Origin of the sequence: Octadecabacter antarcticus 307 (genome assembly GCF_000155675.2) — a bacterium.
GTDB classification, from domain to species: domain Bacteria; phylum Pseudomonadota; class Alphaproteobacteria; order Rhodobacterales; family Rhodobacteraceae; genus Octadecabacter; species Octadecabacter antarcticus.
Window position 1 is genome coordinate 4,387,595 of the sequence record NC_020911.1, and the last position, 19,076, is coordinate 4,406,670.

The 19,076-nt window shown below is 52.3% G+C and carries 19 protein-coding genes and 2 pseudogenes; 9 read left to right on the forward strand and 12 right to left on the reverse strand.

Annotated elements, in window-relative coordinates; all coding sequences use genetic code 11:
- Positions 1–163 precede the first annotated feature (163 nt).
- A complete protein-coding gene (locus OAN307_RS31015) occupies positions 164–343 on the forward strand; it encodes a hypothetical protein (protein ID WP_044044266.1) in 180 nt (59 codons plus the stop codon).
- A 209-nt stretch (positions 344–552) separates the two neighbouring features.
- On the opposite strand, the pseudogene OAN307_RS22425 reads toward OAN307_RS31015, so the two are convergent.
- Positions 553–1,741, reverse strand: a pseudogene (locus OAN307_RS22425) (IS3 family transposase).
- 208 nt (positions 1,742–1,949) lie between these two features.
- On the opposite strand from OAN307_RS22425, the gene OAN307_RS22435 reads away from it, so the two are divergent.
- The 3 genes and pseudogenes from OAN307_RS22435 to OAN307_RS22445 all read left to right on the forward strand — a co-directional run bounded on the left by OAN307_RS22435 (position 1,950) and on the right by OAN307_RS22445 (position 3,873).
- Positions 1,950–2,396, forward strand: coding sequence for a plastocyanin/azurin family copper-binding protein (locus tag OAN307_RS22435; protein ID WP_015501721.1), 447 nt, complete (start codon positions 1,950–1,952; stop codon positions 2,394–2,396).
- A gap of 345 nt (positions 2,397–2,741) precedes the next feature.
- A pseudogene (locus tag OAN307_RS31565) lies at positions 2,742–3,005 on the forward strand (restriction endonuclease); the annotation flags it as partial.
- Between the two features lie 199 nt (positions 3,006–3,204).
- Positions 3,205–3,873, forward strand: a complete 669-nt coding sequence (locus OAN307_RS22445) for an HAD family hydrolase (protein WP_015501723.1) — start codon at positions 3,205–3,207, stop codon at positions 3,871–3,873.
- 222 nt (positions 3,874–4,095) lie between these two features.
- Here OAN307_RS22445 and OAN307_RS22450 read toward each other — a convergent pair whose 3' ends face one another.
- The 3 genes from OAN307_RS22450 to OAN307_RS22460 all read right to left on the reverse strand — a co-directional run bounded on the left by OAN307_RS22450 (position 4,096) and on the right by OAN307_RS22460 (position 6,545).
- On the reverse strand, positions 4,096–4,689 hold the full coding sequence (locus OAN307_RS22450; RefSeq protein ID WP_245540929.1) for a histidine phosphatase family protein: 594 nt from the start codon (positions 4,687–4,689) through the stop codon (positions 4,096–4,098).
- Positions 4,690–4,842: 153 nt separating this feature from the next.
- Positions 4,843–6,114, reverse strand: a complete 1,272-nt coding sequence (locus OAN307_RS22455) for a Y-family DNA polymerase (protein WP_015501725.1) — start codon at positions 6,112–6,114, stop codon at positions 4,843–4,845.
- Positions 6,111–6,545, reverse strand: a complete 435-nt coding sequence (locus OAN307_RS22460; protein ID WP_015500273.1) for a LexA family protein — start codon at positions 6,543–6,545, stop codon at positions 6,111–6,113. The genes OAN307_RS22455 and OAN307_RS22460 overlap by 4 nt, the downstream gene beginning before the upstream one ends.
- A gap of 202 nt (positions 6,546–6,747) precedes the next feature.
- Between OAN307_RS22460 and OAN307_RS22465 the strand changes: the two genes are divergently transcribed.
- A complete protein-coding gene (locus OAN307_RS22465; RefSeq protein ID WP_015500274.1) occupies positions 6,748–7,077 on the forward strand; it encodes a hypothetical protein in 330 nt (109 codons plus the stop codon).
- Positions 7,078–7,312: 235 nt separating this feature from the next.
- Here OAN307_RS22465 and OAN307_RS22470 read toward each other — a convergent pair whose 3' ends face one another.
- Positions 7,313–7,495: a hypothetical protein gene (locus OAN307_RS22470; RefSeq protein WP_015500275.1), complete on the reverse strand. Its 183-nt coding sequence runs from the start codon at positions 7,493–7,495 to the stop codon at positions 7,313–7,315.
- Positions 7,496–7,681: 186 nt separating this feature from the next.
- On the opposite strand from OAN307_RS22470, the gene OAN307_RS22475 reads away from it, so the two are divergent.
- Complete coding sequence (locus OAN307_RS22475) at positions 7,682–8,161, forward strand: hypothetical protein (protein ID WP_144055580.1); 480 nt, start codon at positions 7,682–7,684, stop codon at positions 8,159–8,161.
- Positions 8,162–8,304: 143 nt separating this feature from the next.
- Here OAN307_RS22475 and OAN307_RS28585 read toward each other — a convergent pair whose 3' ends face one another.
- Positions 8,305–8,865, reverse strand: coding sequence for a hypothetical protein (locus tag OAN307_RS28585; protein WP_187292518.1), 561 nt, complete (start codon positions 8,863–8,865; stop codon positions 8,305–8,307).
- A 48-nt stretch (positions 8,866–8,913) separates the two neighbouring features.
- Between OAN307_RS28585 and OAN307_RS28590 the strand changes: the two genes are divergently transcribed.
- The 3 genes from OAN307_RS28590 (at position 8,914) to hemP (ending at position 12,325) form a co-directional block, all read left to right on the forward strand.
- The gene (locus OAN307_RS28590) at positions 8,914–9,276 is read left to right on the forward strand and encodes a GIY-YIG nuclease family protein (protein WP_144055666.1); all 363 of its coding nucleotides are present in this window, start codon (positions 8,914–8,916) and stop codon (positions 9,274–9,276) included.
- Positions 9,273–11,468 carry an AAA family ATPase gene (locus tag OAN307_RS22485; protein ID WP_015501727.1) on the forward strand — a complete coding sequence of 732 codons (2,196 nt, stop codon included), beginning with the start codon at positions 9,273–9,275 and terminating at the stop codon, positions 11,466–11,468. The genes OAN307_RS28590 and OAN307_RS22485 overlap by 4 nt, the downstream gene beginning before the upstream one ends.
- A 692-nt stretch (positions 11,469–12,160) precedes the next feature.
- Positions 12,161–12,325 (forward strand): hemin uptake protein HemP, encoded by a 165-nt coding sequence (gene hemP / locus OAN307_RS22490; RefSeq protein ID WP_044044271.1) that lies wholly within the window; start codon positions 12,161–12,163, stop codon positions 12,323–12,325.
- Positions 12,326–12,356: 31 nt separating this feature from the next.
- Here the strand turns inward: hemP and OAN307_RS22495 are convergent, their stop codons facing one another.
- From OAN307_RS22495 to OAN307_RS22520, 6 genes are all read right to left on the reverse strand, one after another.
- The gene (locus tag OAN307_RS22495; RefSeq protein WP_015501729.1) at positions 12,357–13,418 is read right to left on the reverse strand and encodes a DUF1513 domain-containing protein; all 1,062 of its coding nucleotides are present in this window, start codon (positions 13,416–13,418) and stop codon (positions 12,357–12,359) included.
- Complete coding sequence (locus tag OAN307_RS22500) at positions 13,418–14,371, reverse strand: imelysin family protein (RefSeq protein WP_015501730.1); 954 nt, start codon at positions 14,369–14,371, stop codon at positions 13,418–13,420. Before OAN307_RS22500 ends, OAN307_RS22495 begins: the two co-directional genes overlap by 1 nt.
- Entirely contained in the window at positions 14,372–15,907 is a 1,536-nt protein-coding gene (locus tag OAN307_RS22505) for a di-heme oxidoreductase family protein (RefSeq protein WP_015498805.1), read from the reverse strand. It lies immediately after the preceding gene.
- A gap of 82 nt (positions 15,908–15,989) precedes the next feature.
- Entirely contained in the window at positions 15,990–17,249 is a 1,260-nt protein-coding gene (locus tag OAN307_RS22510; protein ID WP_015501731.1) for an imelysin family protein, read from the reverse strand.
- Positions 17,250–17,258: 9 nt separating this feature from the next.
- Positions 17,259–17,753 carry a hypothetical protein gene (locus OAN307_RS22515; protein ID WP_015498803.1) on the reverse strand — a complete coding sequence of 165 codons (495 nt, stop codon included), beginning with the start codon at positions 17,751–17,753 and terminating at the stop codon, positions 17,259–17,261.
- Positions 17,754–17,906: 153 nt separating this feature from the next.
- Positions 17,907–18,932, reverse strand: coding sequence for a Fe(3+) ABC transporter substrate-binding protein (locus OAN307_RS22520; protein ID WP_015501732.1), 1,026 nt, complete (start codon positions 18,930–18,932; stop codon positions 17,907–17,909).
- Between the last annotated feature and the right edge of the window lie 144 nt (positions 18,933–19,076).

Sequence of the window (19,076 nt, forward strand, 5' to 3'; positions counted from 1 at the left end):
ACGTCGCTGTTAAGATCCAAATGGGTTTGGCCGTTTAGACACTTCAGAAACTGAAATCAGCTGCGCCAGAAAACCCGTTTTTAAAATAGTACCTCTTATCTGTTAGAAGAGTCGTCTAACGAGGTCGCTTGCCGCGCCAGATGAGTGACAGCTTGTTAAGATCGTGCAGATTAATCCGATTGACCACAATGTCTTCACACAACTGTACAGCACGGGCAGCTTGATCGTGGGTGAGATGTTTGTAAGCGGGTCGCGCGAGATGTTGATACCAAACCCCGTCACAGACAGCATCAAGAACTATGCGCTGGAAACAGTGATCATTTCTTACGGGCCATCTGTTTGAGGGATCACGCGCCATTTGAGGCATCACCTCTTTAGTAAGGACCAGATAACGGCTGACGAGGTCTGCGGTGCAGTTTATAGAAGGATTCATTTTGTATCCATGCTCATCGGTAGAAGAGCTTCAATAGCGAAGCCTGCTTCTTACTTACTTAACAACATGTTTCTAAATTTACATTATACATGCTGACCTGCCCCCCGAGGCTCCCTCATTCATAACGAGAGTTTGCGGGTTTGGATTTTGTAATCTGTGGTTTCGTTTTGGGCAAGCGCGTCGTGCGTGGAGGCCTCAAATTGCTCAAGCGTACGACGCGCTTCTGCAGGTGTTTGGTTTCCGAGTGATGAGTGCGGCCTGACGTTGTTGTAGTCGTAGCGCCAGCTTGCGACGGGCGTCATCTAACGTATCGAAGATCTCCTCATTCAACAGCTCGTCACGCAAACTGCCGTTGAAGGACTCGATGAAGCCGTTCTGCTGCGGTTTGCCAGGGTCGATGTAATGCCCATCTACGTTGTTGTCGCCGGCCCACTTCAAGATCACCCGGCTTGTGAACTCAGTTCCATTGTCTGAGACAATGCAGACAGGTTTTCCGTAGACGCGCACAAGCGCGTCAAGTTCCCGCGCAACACGAGCGCCCGAGATGCTGGTGTCGGCCATTAGGCAGAGGTTCTCACGGCAGCAATCGTCATTCACACCCAACATACGGAACTTGCGTCCCTCTCATGATTTGCAAGCAAACCACTGCCGGGCAATGGACGCGCCAAACGTATCGGACACAAAATTCAGCGACCAACGCTCGCCAAGCTGCAAAGCCACTGGCATAGGTGTCCGTGATCCGCGTGCACGTTTATGGCCTCTTCGCCGCCTGACGCCCAGCATTTCCTCAATATAGAGCCGATACAGCTTCTTGTGGTTCATGATCATTCCCTTGCGCTCCAACAGCACGCCGATCCGGCGATAACCGAACCGACGCCGCTTGCTGGCAATTGTTTTCATCTCTTTGAACTTTGGGATTATCCGGCAGCTGATCGCGCCGGACGGTCTTGGGATCGACACCGACAAGCCTGCACGCCCGGCGTTGCGAGATATCATGTTCCGGCATTGCCTTGCGTGCTGCAGCCCGTCGCACATTCGGTGCCGTCAGTTCTTTCCCAGCAAATCCTTCAACACAACATTGTCCAACATCGTGTCAGCCAGCAGGCGCTTCAATCTGCCGTTCTCATCTTACAGCGATTTAAGGCGGTGGGTATCAGACACGCTCATGCCCCCATATTTGGCTTTGAACTTGTAGAACGTCGCTGGGCTCAAACCATGCCTGCGGCACACCTCCGCTGTCGGCATCCCAGCTTCTTGTTCTTTGATCATCCCGATAATCTGGGCTTCAGTAAAACGACTCTGTCGCATTTATTTGCTCCTTAGAAAGTTGAGCAAACTCTAAATTAAAGTGAGGGAAGTTTCGGGGGGGCTGAACCGCCACTGCGTTCTCGAGACCATCAGAACAGGCATTGTTTAGGACGTCTGCGCCATACTGTCGCCATACCACGATCTAGCGGTGAAGTTGTCATGATCGATCCTATTTGTTGGGCAAGACAGAATAATTTGGAGTCGCAAAATGCGCAAACTACTTATGACAACAGCATTGCTTATTGCATCCGCTGTTCCAGCCCTTGCTGAAACTATCGAAGTCCAGATGCTAAACGAGAACGCGGCCGGTGATCGCATGGTCTTCAGCCCAGAGCTGATCCACGCCGAAGTCGGCGATGTGATTAAGTTTATAGCAACTGACAGGTCTCACAATGCGCAATCAGTAAGAAATGCGCTCCCCGAAGGACAAGAAGCCTTCAAGGGAAGAATGAGTCAGGACGTTGAGTATGTCGTCACTGAGACAGGTTTGACGGCAGTCGTCTGTCAACCTCACCAAACCATGGGCATGGTGGCTTTGATTGTCGTTGGTGATGATTTCAGCAATGCCCAAGATATTCTCGATGCGCGTATTCGCGGGGCGGGCAAAGACAAGATCGAGGCGCTCATCGAAGAGGCCCAAGCCGCTCAATCTTAACGCCAAACAACAAAGACCTAATAGGGCCGGATGGCATATGCCTTTTCTGCCTTGTCTTGTTATAAGGGCCTGAAGGCCAATTATCCTTTTCAGGTCATTGGAGAAAAGGAGGCCAACTTCACTCCTCCACGGTCCAGCACGACCTACAGGAAACGATCCGCCCCTCGCCGCTGCCTTGCGCTGCACGCGATTGCAGTGAAAGGCAACGGCTCCTGTATCGTTCAAAAGCCACATTCTGGATAAGGCAAACAAGACACGAGCGCCCTTGGAGCGTCAATCAATTGTTCTGGCGTCTGTGACTGGAGGGTTAAAGTGGGACGTGTGTAGTAGGCGACCCAAGGAAGTGGAGATCAAGGTTCAGATGTTGGGGCCATTTATGGAAGCCACAAATGTATAATTCAATGCAAGTTGTATAATTTGGGAACAAGGCTGTGCATGAAGTTAATGCTGCGAAGACGTTTTTTTGATTGCTACAGCGCTGTAGTGCTTGGGAGAAGTGATCATACACGATCCGCGAGCCAATTGGCCGAAAAGAATGGAGTTCGACTCATTGATGTTTCTGAGCTTACAAACCTATCAAATGCTCTGGGGCTACCAAACGTTGCGTAAACCGTCAGAGTTGCAAAAGTGGTTGGAGACGTCGGAACAGTCGGAGCAACATGAAAAACTTCAAGATATCAGCCATTGTTCAGACCGTTCCGATCCCGCTGCGGCCTACCTTCGTTGACTTGCCTCGTTGATGGAGTAGTAACGCCGGTGATTTGCCCGTGATATTATTGGGCAGCTAAATCGACAGGAGGCATTCGTCATGAAGGTCAGAGCAATCCTTTTTGGATCGATCGGCACACTTGTTGAAACTTCAGACATTCAGCGCCGTGCATTCAATCGCGCTTTTGCAGAAGCTGGACTCGACTGGAATTGGTCTATCGACACCTACAAACTTTTGCTTAAAAAGTCAGGTGGACGTAACAGGATCCAGGACTACGCTATCCAACAAGGCATCAACGTGGATGCCAATATCCTACATCAGCGTAAGACTGAGATTTTCGATGCCTTTATGGCCGACGGCAACGTTCCACTGCGTCTTGGCATCGACAACGTCATTCAGTTTGCTAAAAAAAACAACATACAGTTGGCGTTCGTTACATCCACTTCAAAGGCAAATATTGATGCTGTGTTTTCTGCACTCAGCAGTCAGGTAACGCGCGATGACTTTGCGTTCATCGGTAATGATGCGATGGTGACCAAACCAAAGCCAAGCTCAGATATTTACACAAAAGCGTTGTCTGATCTTGGCCTAAAAACGCAAAGTTGCATTGCGGTGGAAGATACAGAAACCAGCATGCAAGCCGCACTGGCTGCAGGTATCAGATGCATCGCATTTCCTGGCGCTTACGCCGCCACTCAAGACTTTAGTGGTGCGCTACTGACCACAAGTTGCTTATCACTAGATCATTTCAGGGCCCCAAAACATTGAAAAATGTGTATTTTCAATTGATGCAGCCCGCGCTTACACTTCAACCTTAGGTATGCGTGATGATCTTCTCGACGAACGGCGGCCTATGATGCAAGATTTGGCCGATTACGTAACGGGCGGCACTATGCCTCCTCACCTACGAGATCAGCTCTGAAGTGGACACGCTGGCCGGCTCGGGCAGAACCGGTCAGCGCTTACCACCACACGGAATGCGTCATGAGCCTAAAGTGGGTCAAATTTTATAACTTCACAGTTTTTGGGTTGGATTCCGGTCAGCGCGCGAATGAAGTTACCGTGAGAGACAATAGCTGTGGAGTGGATCCGTTCGCGCTCTAGAAGTTCGGCAAACGCATTCGCTCTTTCTTTCAAGGTCTCATCGGGTTCAACTGAGATTCCTCTGTGGTCTTTTTCTCCGTCATGCCACCAGCACTCATCTAGATGACCAAAATCGAGATGAGGGTAATCTCTAGCAAGTTCGTGGGGTGGACTTCCAACATCGCAGCTGTTGCAGAGTTGCTCTCGCACCGTGGCATTGATCTGAAACGGCAGCCTGTTTCCAAAAATTAAATGGGCTGTTTGCAGTGTTCGGGTGAACGGCGAAACAATGACGTTCATAATAACAAGTTGATTGATTTCGGTCCGAGTCTGCTGAGCCTGAGATTCTCCCAGCTTTGTGATAGGTGCATCGAATATCATGGGATCCGGTTTGTTTTGATCATAAACAGCATTAAAAGCTGATTGAGCGTGTCGAATAAGGTAAATTGTCACTTTGAATATTTCCTGATTCTGAGAATAACTGAGTTGCCGTTCAAGCATTTGGCTTTGTAAGCCGTTTGAAGCACCTACTCCATGGAGAGGGATTGGTGAGTATCTTACGTCCTACAGATAGTGCATCCATCCCAAAATCGTACCACCTGTGCGGCGTTTTTATTTCATCGACACATGGATGGCGCTTAATACAAATTTACCTCAACGAACCACCGGCAAATCAGCAAGCCGCGTTGTATACTTCGGACTTCGGTGATCGGACCAAAGCTGCCAAGGTCGCTTCGTCCCCTCACTCTCCAATACCAACGTTTTCTTCCCGAACCGGTTATTGACTTGATCAAGTGCACTCATGAGAGCAGCAGACTTCGGCTTCTCAACATCAAAAAGGGTCAGGGGCCGATCCTCGAAGCGAATGAGGTCGGCAAGCATTATCCCGGCTTTCGTAAAGCCATACATCTGCCCCTCGCCTTTCGGCCAAGCCGCTTGCGCGCACCGTCGTGCTGCTTCGACCAGACCAAACGTATCTGACGACATTGGCGTGATGCGCGTTGAGCGTGAGCCTGAATACTGCGGTCGGTCTAAGCGGTGCCGGTTCGTGTGGAAGAACACAGTCAGTGTTCCAGCCACCAAGCCATGTTGGCGTAGCTTTTCAGCTGCACGGGTCGCATGCGCAGTCACCGCCTGAAACACTGTGTCAAAATCCATCATAGGCGTTCCGGCAGACCGCGTGACCGCCATACCCTTGCGCTGCGGCTCTATGTCATCAAATGCGAGACAGGCTTCACCTTGCAGCTCAAGCACCGTCCGTTCCAAAACGACTGAACCAACAGCCCGCGCTTGCTTTGTCGGCATATCGCGCAGGTCAGCAGCAGTATAAATGCCAAGCTTTTGTAATTTGGCATCTGTTTTGCGCCCTATCCCCCAAATGTCGCCAACGGGTACTTTCGGCAAAAGCCAAGCCGACAACGCGTCATCCATCACATCCAACACTCCACCAAAAATTGGGTTCTTCTTCGCTATGTCATTGGCGCACTTTGCCAGCGTTTTGGTGGGAGCAATCCCGATCCGCACGGGCACACCAATCCGGCGTAGCACCTCGCGCCGCATGGCCCGCGCATGTGTGTCCCGATCTTTAAAACCACCAAAATCCAAGAAGCATTCATCTATCGAGTAGATCTCAACGTTGGGTGTGAAATCCTCGTACACCTCAACAACGCGTCGGCTTATGTCGCCGTAGAGCGTGTAATTGGAGCTGAACACTCGGACACCATGCGCTTTGATCTTGTCTTGCAACAGGTGCAGCGGTTCGCCCATTTTAATGCCAAGGGCCTTTGCTTCGTCACTGCGCGCCACGGCACAGCCGTCATTGTTCGACAGCACGATCACTGGCACATTCTTCAAGGTTGGATCAAATATCCGCTCCGCTGAAACATAGAAGTTGGCGCTGTCCGAGATCGCAATGGGCCGCTTCATTCAAGATCATACCGTCGCACCACACCTGCAATAACGCCCCATATCTCGCTGTCTTCCGTCAACTCGATATCTGGAAAGCTCTCTGTGCTGTTGGCTGGAGCCAGAAAATACCGCCCGTCCCGCTTGCGCAACATCTTCGCGGTCACAGCACCTTCAACAACAGCTAAAACGGCGCGCCCAACTCTCCGCCTACCAGCACGGTCTACAGCGATGATATCCCCATCTCGAATGCCTGCATCCCACAAACAATCGCCCTCAACGCGCCACCAAAACGTTGATGACGGGTGCCGAACAACCCACGAAATGGGATCAATCTCGTCCTCAAGGTCATCTCCAGCAGGCGACGGGAACCCTGCGCTGACGGCGTTAGCAACCAGACGAACAGGGATACCATTTGCAATAACTGGCGTCTCAACTGGAAAAACAGGCACATAATTCTCCCTTGGTGTTCTGGTAATGTTCCTCCATCTCTCTCAATTTGATATCAGGTGTCAATGACCAACGATGGGCAACGTGGCCTATTCGGCTGGCAGCCTTTGGACAGCACGCATCCAAAGCTATTGGCGAACCCAACGCTTGGCGTGTTCTCTTTATGTTCCTATCTTTAGAGACTAACCAAGTGGAGCTTTAATCATGACAAATACCGTTAAGACCGAAGAGCATCTGCAGTCGAACGATTATTATATCGTACCTGCGACGGCAAAGCAGCTGAGCTATGCGCGTCAAATCGCGAGCTCGTACAAGAAGTCTTTGCCCGAGGAAATTGAGCAGAACAGGTATGCCTTGTCGCGCTGGATTAATGATAACAAACCTGAGCCACTAACAGGGCGATTTGCAAACTACCCATCCTCAAAACAGGTTGGATTTGCCGAACGTATTGCGCGTGTGAAACGTAATGTGGTGCCACACGAGTGCTTCAGAGATAAAACTGCGATGTCGCGCTGGATTGACACAAACCGTTAAGGTGGTGCCACAGCGTTATGCACATCACATATGAATTTGACAGAAGCGTGACTTTGAGTTCTCATTTAGCGCCCTGTCCGCGACGGCATGCTTCACAGATTGTGCCTTAAATCATTGTAGACCTTCGACTCAAACAAATCCGGATACGTCTTATCTGTGCGAACGCAATGATCAGCCCGCTGGGAACAGGCAGAAAAACTGCCTGAGTGGCTCAAGCATTATGATATATGGCCGTTTACTCGACCCACTCACCAATTTCGTAGCCTTCTGCAGTCAGCCGTCCCTTTAGGATACGCCTGATCATCTCAGGTCGAGACCAGTCTTCACCAGCCTTCGCTATCATATCGTCTAGGCCCACAATGGTGTTTGCGTGCAGCCTTACCAAAATTCCGGTGGTGTCCCTTTTAGGGGGTGCCATTTGTCAGATTCCTATCTGCATTTCAATATTGATATGAGTAGCACCTGATAACCGATGCTGCATTCAAATTAATATGCAGCTCCAAGTAAAATTATGCATTGCAATATCAATATTGATATAAAACAGATGAGGCAGAGCTCGAACTCTGGCCTCATCCTATCACTGGACCTTAATGGAGAAGACCCGATGACTACTTTACCAACTAGCATTCCCACCCCGAGCAACGTAACCCCTTTCCTATTCGTCAGTCCTCGTCCGTCGGGGAAATTCGACATCGCACTCGGCCTGACGCTAAAAGCGCTGGAGGCAGAAGTTGCGGTTGATGTGTGCAGGAATCCAAATCAGCTTTCTAGGCTCAAACATGCAAGCCATTCAGCATGGTTGGCCGCAAATACTGTGCTTGGTGAATGCTTGCGTGTACCAACATATGGTAATGTTGCCGCGGGCATGATCGAGCTTTTCCAAGACCGTGCGAAGTTTTTCTCACTGCACGGACCGACAACTTGCAACAAAGTCATTGCTTTTATCAGCGATGAGCTGCGGGGTCCTCGCTTTCAATACCGCCGCAAGCAGTTCATCAATGCTGTCGTTTTGATGCAGGTCTACATGTCACAGAACGAGTTCGAGTTCAGCGACATCCCGGACAAGATTCCCGCGACTGTATAGCCTGACTGCCTCGTAGCTGCGCACCTCACAGACGCCCGCTTGTCCAGAGTTGATCTGGGCAAGCACCAGGTATCAGGCGCGCGAACGACAGCTCATATACAGCCACCAGCCCAGCTCCACTTTTGAAAGATGATGACATGTGTTCATCCCCCCGCAATCGCGGGCAGCGCTCGGCTGCTTCTCACCCATCCAAAGCCAAACGTTGCACGACGCCAATCCCAAAGGCATGGCATCCCATCGCGGAGGCCAAAGGATTTACCATTTTGGGGCGCGGTGCCACGAGTGCACATCTGCAGGTTAAGTGTGGCGTCTGCTGACGTTGCTCTACAATTCGGCGCAGCGTTGTGATCGAGCATAACCCGCACTGCCATCATTGTATTCAGGATCGGAGAACTGCTGCGGCAGCCAAGCTCAACACGGTTCTTTTGCGGCCCGATCCAGCCTCTAAGAAACACGGGATTTTCCGGCTGCCCTGCGGACATGTGGTCCAGCGTAAATTCATTCGCGTTGAAAAAGCCGCCATGCCAGGTGGCCACGCACTTGGCTGTGACACCTGCCGTGAGCAAAGTTACGCAAATGCTGCAACCGATATTGGGTGGACCCTTGTCGGTCGGACGCAAGATGCTCACCAAGGATATCGCAGTTACAAGCACGACTGCGGTCATCGACAGGACATCGCGATCGCCAACGTCGCAGTGGGGCAATGCAACTGTGCAGGGTGTGGACAAATTTGGTCGTCAAAGCCGTCGTTCTTGTACCTCTTTGAGATCAACTTGCCCAACCTGCCCGTCTTAAAATTTGGCTATAGCTCCAATCCCAGCCGTAGACTGAATAACCAGCTGGGGATCGCCAAAGGGGTCCAAAAACAGATCCTGCGCGTCATCCCGATGCCGTCCGGCAAACTTGCCGTGAAGGAGGAAACCGTCGTGCACAAGTTCGTTGCTGAACGCCACCACGATTTAGCCGTTCCGAAGCAGGTTTTTGGCGATCAGATCAATACATCCGGGGAAATCTATTATTCCAAAGCAGAGGCTATCCTGAACCAACAGATGAATGACATTGCGGCACGGTACACGGGTCAAGCTGGCTCCTTAAAGCAGGAGGGGACAAAATGAAGATAACACCCGAGCTTCGCGACACTCGTCTGTCAGTAGACATGCAACAGCTTGCGCTGACGTTTACCAGCCGCATCATTGATGATCACGCCTGCAATTTTATCGAGGATGCCGGCGACTTGGAGGAGCTGCCAGTCTTTGGAGATGATACGACAGCGGTATCCACGCAAACCCATGACGCCATGGGAATGACCCCGGTTCAAATTGAAGCAGCGCTTCAGTCGGGACAGGATCCATTCGCCAGATTTGGCGCAGCTACGGCGCAACGCGACATGTCAGACATTCCGTTGAGCAAATTGTTTATCACTGTTCTAGCCGTACAGATGTTTCAGACAAAGGACGCCCTAAACAAACTCTTCAGACCAACAAATATCACTGTGTTGTTTGTAAAAGACGACAAAGATCGTGCTGACATTGCTCGCCAGCTTAAGGAAATGTTTGATCGCCCGCTTCCCAATGGTTTTAACGTATCTACGCTGGATCAGTCACGTTTCAAAATCACAGCATTGGGGGATATGACATCCGATCCGTCTGCCCCGCGGCAAGCGCGACTGATGAAAGATTTTCATCGCGGCCTGGATTTTCAAATTGGGCTTAGGCGTGCTGTTCTCGCACTTGCCCGTGACCCTATGGATCTCTCAAGTTCGGCTCAGGCGTTATGCTCGCAGACATTGCTCTGGCCAGAGGTTAACCGCGAAACGATTGTAGAAATGTTGCGCGCAACCCACTCGGTAACTGGCCACCTTGCTGAGGACACGGTGCGCACAATTTTGCCAGATGACAGCTGCCTCAGACGCTTACCAATCGCGTTGCTGCATAACAGCCTTTACCATGCGACGACGATTGATGTGGCGAGGTGTCTTACGCGATTGGCAACTCTGCATGCAGCGACCGCCACAACGATCAATCGGCCTCCTGCGCTGACCCTTTCACATGTTCATGGCGTGCCAGACGTTATTGAAATCCTCGACGGTATTATTGCTGATCTCGCTCTCTGGAAATCAGGGCAGCTGAATTGGAAAGATGTGACATCAAGCCTGATCCTTTACGGCAACCCTGGTAATGGAAAAACCATGATTGCCGGTGCATTCGCCAGTTCCGCAAACTGTCACCTGGTCTCGACATCGTACAGTGAGTGCCAAGCGGCGGGACATCTCGGTGACTATCTGAGGACGATGAAAGAAAAGGTCGATGAGGCGATTGCCCGAGCACCGTCGATCTTTTTCCTCGATGAGCTGGATTCCTTTGCAGTGCGCGCGCACTCGGCTGGCAAAAACAACACTTACAACATTCAGGTCGTGAACGGCATGTTGCAGCATCTGAGCACGCTGAACAACACTGAAGGTGTCATTGTTCTTGCTGCTACCAACTTCTTAGATGCCGTAGATCCTGCAATTCAGCGATCTGGACGTTTTGATCTGAAGCTGAAAGTCGGCAATCCAAACCGACACGGCATTCAAGAAATTCTGGCCTCCCAAACAAAGATTCCAGAGGATCAGCTTCAGAACACAGCAAACCGGTTGATTGGTCGATCATCAGCTGATGTCGTTGCAATTGTTCGGTCGGCCCGAACGACAGCACGACGTCACGACAGCAATTTGACAATTCGTCATTTGGAGGTCGCCGCTGATCAATTTGCGCCTCGGCTTGATGAGGAAACATTGAAACGCATCGCGGTACATGAGGCGGGTCACCTGCTGGTCGCGTACACTCTTGGTTTTGAGATGCCCAGCTTTGCCGCTTTGGGGCACAGCGGTGGACGCGTCACATGGCAGGGCGCACAAACTTACACGCGCGAAACTACACACAAGGAACTGACAGTCCTCTTGGCCGGCATGGCGGCGGAAATCGCCATCTATGGCCAAGCCAGCTCTGGTGCCGGAAGTGATGCCAACTGTGATCTGGACACAGCGACAGGCTTGGCGCTACGGCTGGAAACTGAATGGGGCATTGGTCGCAGCGGTCTGGCATATTGTCCTGTGCAGCAAAATGATCGCCAGAATATGAATCCGACTCTCAAGACCGTGATCAAAGACCACCTTAATCGGGCAGCAAAAGGCGCTCAGCAAATTATCGAAGATGATCTGGAACGGCTCAAACTGATCTCGCGCGCACTACTTTTGCATCGTGAACTGGATCAACAGATGATCTGCGATCTGTTGAGATCTGGTGGATTGCAAAACAGAACCTAGACGACTTGATGAACGGAGAGCGGAAAACAACATGACCATTGAGTGTCAGGCCCTACATTCTGCCTTGAACCCAAAAGCGAGGAAGAGAGTACAAGACATCACCAAGTGCGTCGAAGGAACAGAACGCTGAGCGCGAATAGCCTATCAACATCGCTTATCCTCAAGTCGGAAAGATAGTTCTTGAGAGTTTTAAAAGTACACGGCCGGTCGTTCATCCGAAGTTCCAAATCGCCCAAGAAATGATGTGCCATGAATGGTCAGGATCGCACGGGTGTTGAAACGTGCAACGATCACAAACGGTGCCAAGCAAATTGCAAGCTACAAAAGTTGATGATTTTTCGAAACGAAGGCTATTTCAGATCATAAGATAAAATTTGCAACATCCTCCATATATGCCTGATAGAAACTATCGGATTGACATATCTGACAAATTCACTCAGGATTAAATTCAGTCAAGCCACCCGATTTCAAAACAAGGGAAGCCCGACACGTGACCATGTGAGGACTTCCAATATGCAGCCAAACGCCCAAACGAAAAATTGCCGTAATAGTGTTGAACATCACCGTGCCGAGCCCCCTCTGAACGCTCTCGAAGTGTTGCGATCTGCATCTACAGCAGAAGGTATGCCAGTTGAGTGGACGTTAGATCGCGCAAATCTATCACGCGACAATACTGCGGGCAGCTTCTCATCATGACATTCCATGCAGCCCCGCCCAAACACACACCAACCGACACACTGCCGACTTATCAGGCCAAAGACCTGACCGAAGGTGGTGATTTGGCACAAATCGTCCTCGAAGATCAGACGTATACGTTGCGGGTCACGCGCGCGGGTAAGTTAATTTTGACGAAGTAGTGATTGCGGAGCAGAGGCGGCCAACAAGCATCTATCCTGGTATGATTTTAACCAAGTGGTTATCCCACGTTAGATCATGCATCGCGTTGGGGGGGCCGCTGTTCGCCAGGTCAAAGATAGCGCCTTGCCCGCTGGTGAATATCATTTCACTGCGCCATGCCGCCACTCCACAAATGTCAACTTCGTGCACAAGTTGAGCCACAGAACCTGTTGTGATGTCAAAGACCTGAGCGACTCCTGCCCGTGGTGACGTGATCGCCAACTGAGATCCCTCCCCTGAAAATGCAATGCTACCCACATAGCCGTTCAGCCCGGACCCATCGCCCATGGCGCGCATATCTTCACCGCGCAAGTGTGTCGCAGCGAGCGCCGGTGCCTCAGCGACCTCGCCCTGCCATTGCATTGCAATACCCACCAGACCATCTGTGCGAACACTCAAGTGGCGGATACTGGCATGATAGTGAGATGGCTCCAACTGATCCAGCACCTGTCCGTCGATGTCCAGATAAGTCAGGTTCGGGCGCATTGTCGGGATGTTCAATTTTTCTCGACCGGATGCGGGGTGTGTGTCTATTCCACCATTTGCCACCACTAAAGTACCATCCGGCATCAAGCGGAGATCGTGCGGACCAACGCCGTGGGACGCAATTTCACCGATGCGTACATAGCCACGCCGCGCATCCCAAATCCCGATCCGCCCCTGCCCTGCACGGTAATCATTTTCAGTAGTGAAGAGCAGATCACCCAATCCATCAAACGTGCCGTGCCCGTAGAAATGGCGTCCCTGAGGGCAATTCAATTGGGCCAGAACATCGCCGTTGCGGCAATCAAGAACGACGGCAAATGTGCCTGGCCTGCGGGCAAAAGCGACCGCTTCAGGGCGCGTCGGATGGGCGGCAGCGGCGTGTCCGCGCGCAGGTAATGGAATGCGGAATCGTTCCGCGCCCGCATCGTCCAGACCAACCAACACATAATCACCGCCCGGTGTGCGCGCCGCCGACAGAAACGATGGATCACCCGCGTCAGCCCATGTCGGCAGCGGGGCAAGGCCTGTCGCCAACAGCCCCGCCAGAAATCTGCGACGCGACGCCATCAATCGCCATCCAATGAATTAAAACCTTCGATAACGCCCAATTCAGGGCCGAGTTTTTCGCTCAGGAATACTCGGATCTCTGCGATGCGTTGCTGCAAGGTTTCGACTTTGAAGCGGCTGGCGGGTACAGTGACGACGCTTAGATCGCTACTTTCTTCAAGGGACGCGACACCGTCCCATGCCGTCAATGCCGCATCGAATTCTTTGCCAATCGCATCATCGGGATCACGACCTGACAACAGATGGGCCAACTCATCAAGGCTTTCCAATGACACAGCGATATTGTCCAACGACTGCGCGGATCGGCGCATTTCAGCCCGTAAGGGGCGTGGCCGATCGAACGTCCCAAGCGGGCGACCCAGACGCATGGACGTGGTGAAATCGAGGCCCGTCGTCAGTGATTTATACAGTTCTTGCAGCGCTTCAGTGTCGTCGCGGTAGGTGTCGTTTCCTGTATCGCGCATCAGTTCAGCGTAGCGATTCTGCCAATCATCCTCAATTGCTTGGGCCGTGGTGTGGGCGTCGCTTGCGAGCGCGGCGACAAGATCACAGCGGCCATTTGCACCCGCAAATGCCGGATCGAACAATAGGAATTCCATTGCATAAATTCCACGCCCCGCGACGGATGCATCCGCGATAACGGGGGCATCATCGGCCAACAGATCAGCCAGGGCTTTGGGCGTTGATCCACGCGGATCAGGCCAGAACGCCAGTGCGAAGGCACGGTTTTCAGCCTCGCTTGGCCCGAACCGCAGGTGTGACACGGCAATCCATGCGGCGGCGGCTGTGTTCCATTCCTCCGCCATGTCGCAGGTTTGCGCGGCCGCCAGCGCGCCAGTGGCAGCACTCAGCGCTGCAAATCGGGGTAGGATATGATCATCTAACACTGCGTCCACGCGTGAATCTGCGGTGACGACGACAGGCGCGAGGATAAGTGCGATTGCTAATTTCATTCAAAGACTCTCCAGGAATTTTAGCAGTGCCGCGCGGTCATCCGGCGACATTTCAACCACACGGTCGCGCGTGGCTTGGGCTTCGCCGCCATGCCACAACACCGCTTCTAACAAGGATCGTGCGCGCCCGTCGTGCAAGAATTGTGTATGTCCAGAAACCTGTTCAGTCAGCCCGATGCCCCAAAGTGGCGGCGTGCGCCATTCGCGCCCGTTTGCCACGGCTTCGGGGCGATTGTCGGCCAACCCGTCGCCCATGTCATGCAGCAACATATCTGTGTAGGGCCAGATCAGTTGGAAGCTTTGCGCAGGTTGACCCGCAAGTCGATTGGTCACGAACGATGGCTGATGGCACGCGACGCAGCCTGCATTGTAAAACAAATCCTTGCCGCGCAGCACATCCGGATCGTCCATATTGCGCCGCGCAGGAACGCCCAAATTACGGCTATAGAATGTCACAAGATCAAGGATTTCTTGGTCGATTTCAAACCCGCGCGCATCGCCGTCTCCGTGGGGCGCGTTGACACAATCAGTCTGGGCGGGCATGCATTCGCCTGCGCCATTGGGATGCAAGGGATTGGAGATGCCGATGTCGCCTGCGAATGCGCTGGCGGACTGTTCCACTATGCTCGGCGATCCAGCCTTTAGGCCAAAACGGCCCAACATGGGGCGATCAAACTCCAGCGACCAGACAATATTCGGGCGTCCTGAAATGCCGTCATTGTCCAGATCATTAGGGTCGGCCAGCGCAAGGATATCCACCGCTGGAATAGCCTCGAGCAGGCCCAAACCGATCATCTGTGGCGCGATGCGCGGCGACAACATTGCGCCACTCGCCAATGGGCCGTAACCGAGGTTGGCAGCCGTGTAGGTCGGCGCGCGCAACGTCGCAACCTCGCCGCCTGCCATTTGCACTTCGATGTCTTCATATGTAATGTGCAGGCTGTATTCAGGTGCAATCCCGGGCAGTGAGAAGTCTTGCAATTGTTCGCCGTAATTTGGATCAGGTGCTGTACCGTGATAGCCATCAATGGCATGCAAAGTGGCCGCAACGTCCGGAACAGACACGCGCAAGAACATCGAAATCGCGGTGTCGTTTGGTCCTTCTGGCACATGACCACGGCCATCTTTGATGTGGCATCTCTGGCAGGATCGCGCGTTGAACAATGGCCCCAAACCGTCAGACGCCAAAGTTGATGACGGCGATGACACCCAAATTTTGCGGAACAATCCGTTGCCGACCCTGAAATTCAGCTCGTCATCAAAGGACAGGTTTTCGGATGGCTGACTGAACGCGTTTGCATCGGGCGTAACACGAACAGTCGCGGCCCCCGCTGGGCGTCCCTCGAACCGTTGCGATGCTGTAAATTGGGTTGGAAATGCGACAATGTCCACGACCCGAATCTGTTCCGCGTCGGTGCGTGGCACGACGTTTAAGTGTGGATCGCCCGCAATAGTGGCGTAACGATCCACTTCGGCCGCCACAAAAGGTGCCGCAAGCAGGACAATCATAAAAGCAAATAAGGATCGAGTTTTCATGTCTTATCCGTCGCAACAGTAATAACGGCATGCGCTGCGATGTGTTGCCGCGCATGCCGAAATTTTCAGACGTTAGGACCGTTTACTGGAACACAGCGTCCGGATCATCAAGGCTGTCGGACCCTTCAATCCCAACGGCATCAACGCCCAGAACCGCAACCACACGTTCGATAGACCGCGTCTGATCGATGAAGGCGTTCACACCTCCCATGATCAGGTCTTCGCCGGCTGCATTACCCGCTTCGAGCATCATGTCGTAGGCAAAACCCGCCTCAGCGGCATGCTTGATATCACCCAATTCGCGGATCGTGGCGGACAGTTTGGTGCGCATTTCAGTGTCCAGATCACCGTCAGATCCTGCGACCAGATCAGCGAGGGACGCGCCTGACACAACCGTGCCATCAATACGTGTGTAGCTGCCCAGATAGACGTTCTGTACGCCCACACCATTGTAGTAATGGTCGTTATGGGTGTTGTCGGCAAAGCAGGAATGCTCTTCTTCGGGGTCGTTCAGCATCACGCCAAGGCGCATGCGTTCGCCCGCCGCTTCGCCGTATGACAACGATCCCATGCCGGTCAAGATTGTCGCAATGCCCGCATCCTCATCCGCCATGACGGACGCGCGTGCGTCGCCGCCTTCCGTCCATTGTTCAGCCATCCATTCAAGGTCAGCCACCAGCAAATCTGTGGCCGCCTGCAGGTAATCACCGCGACGGTCGCAATTGCCGTTCGTGCAATCGTCGCCCATGGCGTAATCCGTCGCCGGGCGCATGCCAGCCCCTGTACCGTGGCCATTCAGGTCTTGGCCCCACAAAAGGAACTCAACAGCGTGGTAGCCAGTCGCAACGTTGGATTCGACGCCGTCGGCCTCATGCAATTGACCTTCAAGGAAATCTGGCGTGATCGCAGACGCATCAATATTAGCACCAGACAACGTGAATGTCGGATTTGCGATGACATTCAGCGCTGCAAATTCGTTTTCATCAGATGGGCCGCCGTAGGACGCATCCACATAGTCGATCAGCCCCTCGTCCAGCGGCCACGCATTCACTTTGCCTTCCCAGTCATCCACAATTGCATTGCCAAAACGGTATACTTCGGTCTGTTGGTACGGCACGCGCGCGGCGGACCATGCGGCCTTGGCGGCTTGTAGGTTGATTTCGGTCGGGTCCACGATCAGCGCATTGACGGCCGTCTGCAACGTCTGTGCTGTCGTCAGACTGTCCTGATAGTTCGCCTCGGCAATGTTGGAATATGTCGTCAACACGTCTTGCGCATGGCCAGCGGCAAACGCTATTGGTGCGACAAATGTCAGCGCTGTTGAAAGTAGAATATTTTTCATATCGGTTCCTTAATGAATAGTTTTTGAGGTGGTATTGATATCGTTCAAAGTAAACTTCAGATCGGCCGGCAGCGGTGCGAGCGTCATGCGGCGCAATGCCAATCCAAACGTCTGCGCCAAGGCCGCCATCGGTATGCACAGGTTCGGATCAACCATTAGCGACGCAATCAAGGCCGCGTCTTCGCGTTTGCATTCAGACGCGTAGCCGATGAAGTTCGCGAAACAGCTTTCGTCAGCGCCGATGCATTTACATGCCAATCCATGCCGCATCAGTGGACGACGGCAATGGCGGGCGCACATATCGAAAATCTGGGCCAAAGCGTGAACCGCCTCAAAACCAACGGTTTCACCTAGAACACTGCGGAAATCGGATTGAACACGACGTTGCCCGTCCGTCCCCTCGGCCCAGAGTCGCCAATAAATGATGGCGCTGGCTTCAATCGGGCCAAGTTCGCCAAGATGACCAACAGGCGCTCCGCCACGGGAGATGGTTTTATGCTTCATACACAATACATGAGTAATTTAGTCAGGCATGTCAATCCTGATTAAAACAGTCAACATATCTAATTTCGGTTTAATGGAAGGGCCAGCACCCCAGAAAGCAAAAAAGGGCGCCATTTGCATGGCACCCCTTCTCTCAATCGTTAATGAAAGAGCTTATTCCCAACCAACTTGGTTAAAAATCATCTGCGCCTCTGGCACATTCTTTGCAACTTCGGTCAGATCAACCGCATCGGGGCGGAATAGACCCAATGCAGCAACAGATGGTGACAACCCAACGCCAGGCACTGCAGGATATTCGTCGTTACCAGCGCTGAAATACTGCTGCGCCTGATCGGACGCGAGGTATTCCATGAACGTCACAGCATTATCGCGGTTTGGCGAATGAGCAGCCACACCACCACCAGACAGGTTCATGTGCGCGCCTTCTGCGTTTTGCGCAGGAAAGACCCAACCAATATTGGCAATTGCATCACCACTCAGGCCGTCCACGTCTTTGCGAAGGGCACGTGCAAAGTAATATGTGTTCGCGATCGAAATATCACATTCGCCCGAGACCAAACCGCGCAACTGGTCTGTATCGCCACCTTGCGGATCACGCGCGAAGTTATTCACGACACCCTGAGCCCACTCTGTTGCAGCTTCTGACCCAAAGTTCTCAATTACAGCAGCCAGCAGCGTTTGTGAATAGACATTGGTGGACGAACGGTGACAAACCATTCCTTCAAATGCCGGATCCGCGAGCGAGACATAGTCCATCGGCGGGTTTGGCACATCAGTTTTGTCATAAAAGATAATCCGAGCACGTTGACTAAAGCCAAACCATTGGTTGTCAGCGTCCTGAAGAGCAGATGGCACGCGCGCTTCCAAGATATCGCTGTCGATGGACTGAAGAACACCGGCGTCTTTTGCACGTTCAAGACGCGAAGTATCGACCGTCAGCAGAACGTCAGCAGGAGAGTTCACCCCTTCAGCTTCCATACGTGTGATCAACTCGTCAGCTTTACCATCGATGCGGTTGATAGTGATACCAGTCAGATCCGTAAAATCAGAGTAAAGCCGTTCATCAGTGTCATAGTGACGTGATGAATAAAGGTTCAATTCACCCTCAGCCATGGCTGCGGAGGCAAAAGCAGATGCGGTCGTGGCGCAGATCAAAAGCGCAGTCGTTGTCTTTTTCAAGATCTAATTCCTTATATGAGTGTTTTACTCAGGAATGCATCTACCATTTTTTTCAGAACTGTCCAGCTTTCCGACTAAATTAGTCATCTATTATGCAAGTTTCTACATATTGTGCATCTTATGATTACGAAGCCACCTTTTAAT

Bases quoted from the DNA above. Each gene is read 5' to 3' on its own strand.
- OAN307_RS22435 (WP_015501721.1), top strand. From the start codon at position 1,950: ATGCGCAAACTACTTATGACAACAGCATTGCTTATTGCATCCGCTGTT.
- OAN307_RS22445 (WP_015501723.1), top strand. From the start codon at position 3,205: ATGAAGGTCAGAGCAATCCTTTTTGGATCGATCGGCACACTTGTTGAA.
- OAN307_RS22450 (WP_245540929.1), bottom strand. From the start codon at position 4,689: ATGCTTGAACGGCAACTCAGTTATTCTCAGAATCAGGAAATATTCAAA.
- OAN307_RS22455 (WP_015501725.1), bottom strand. From the start codon at position 6,114: ATGAAGCGGCCCATTGCGATCTCGGACAGCGCCAACTTCTATGTTTCA.
- OAN307_RS22465 (WP_015500274.1), top strand. From the start codon at position 6,748: ATGACAAATACCGTTAAGACCGAAGAGCATCTGCAGTCGAACGATTAT.
- OAN307_RS22470 (WP_015500275.1), bottom strand. From the start codon at position 7,495: ATGGCACCCCCTAAAAGGGACACCACCGGAATTTTGGTAAGGCTGCAC.
- OAN307_RS22475 (WP_144055580.1), top strand. From the start codon at position 7,682: ATGACTACTTTACCAACTAGCATTCCCACCCCGAGCAACGTAACCCCT.
- OAN307_RS22485 (WP_015501727.1), top strand. From the start codon at position 9,273: ATGAAGATAACACCCGAGCTTCGCGACACTCGTCTGTCAGTAGACATG.
- hemP (WP_044044271.1), top strand. From the start codon at position 12,161: ATGACATTCCATGCAGCCCCGCCCAAACACACACCAACCGACACACTG.
- OAN307_RS22495 (WP_015501729.1), bottom strand. From the start codon at position 13,418: ATGGCGTCGCGTCGCAGATTTCTGGCGGGGCTGTTGGCGACAGGCCTT.
- OAN307_RS22500 (WP_015501730.1), bottom strand. From the start codon at position 14,371: ATGAAATTAGCAATCGCACTTATCCTCGCGCCTGTCGTCGTCACCGCA.
- OAN307_RS22505 (WP_015498805.1), bottom strand. From the start codon at position 15,907: ATGAAAACTCGATCCTTATTTGCTTTTATGATTGTCCTGCTTGCGGCA.
- OAN307_RS22510 (WP_015501731.1), bottom strand. From the start codon at position 17,249: ATGAAAAATATTCTACTTTCAACAGCGCTGACATTTGTCGCACCAATA.
- OAN307_RS22515 (WP_015498803.1), bottom strand. From the start codon at position 17,753: ATGAAGCATAAAACCATCTCCCGTGGCGGAGCGCCTGTTGGTCATCTT.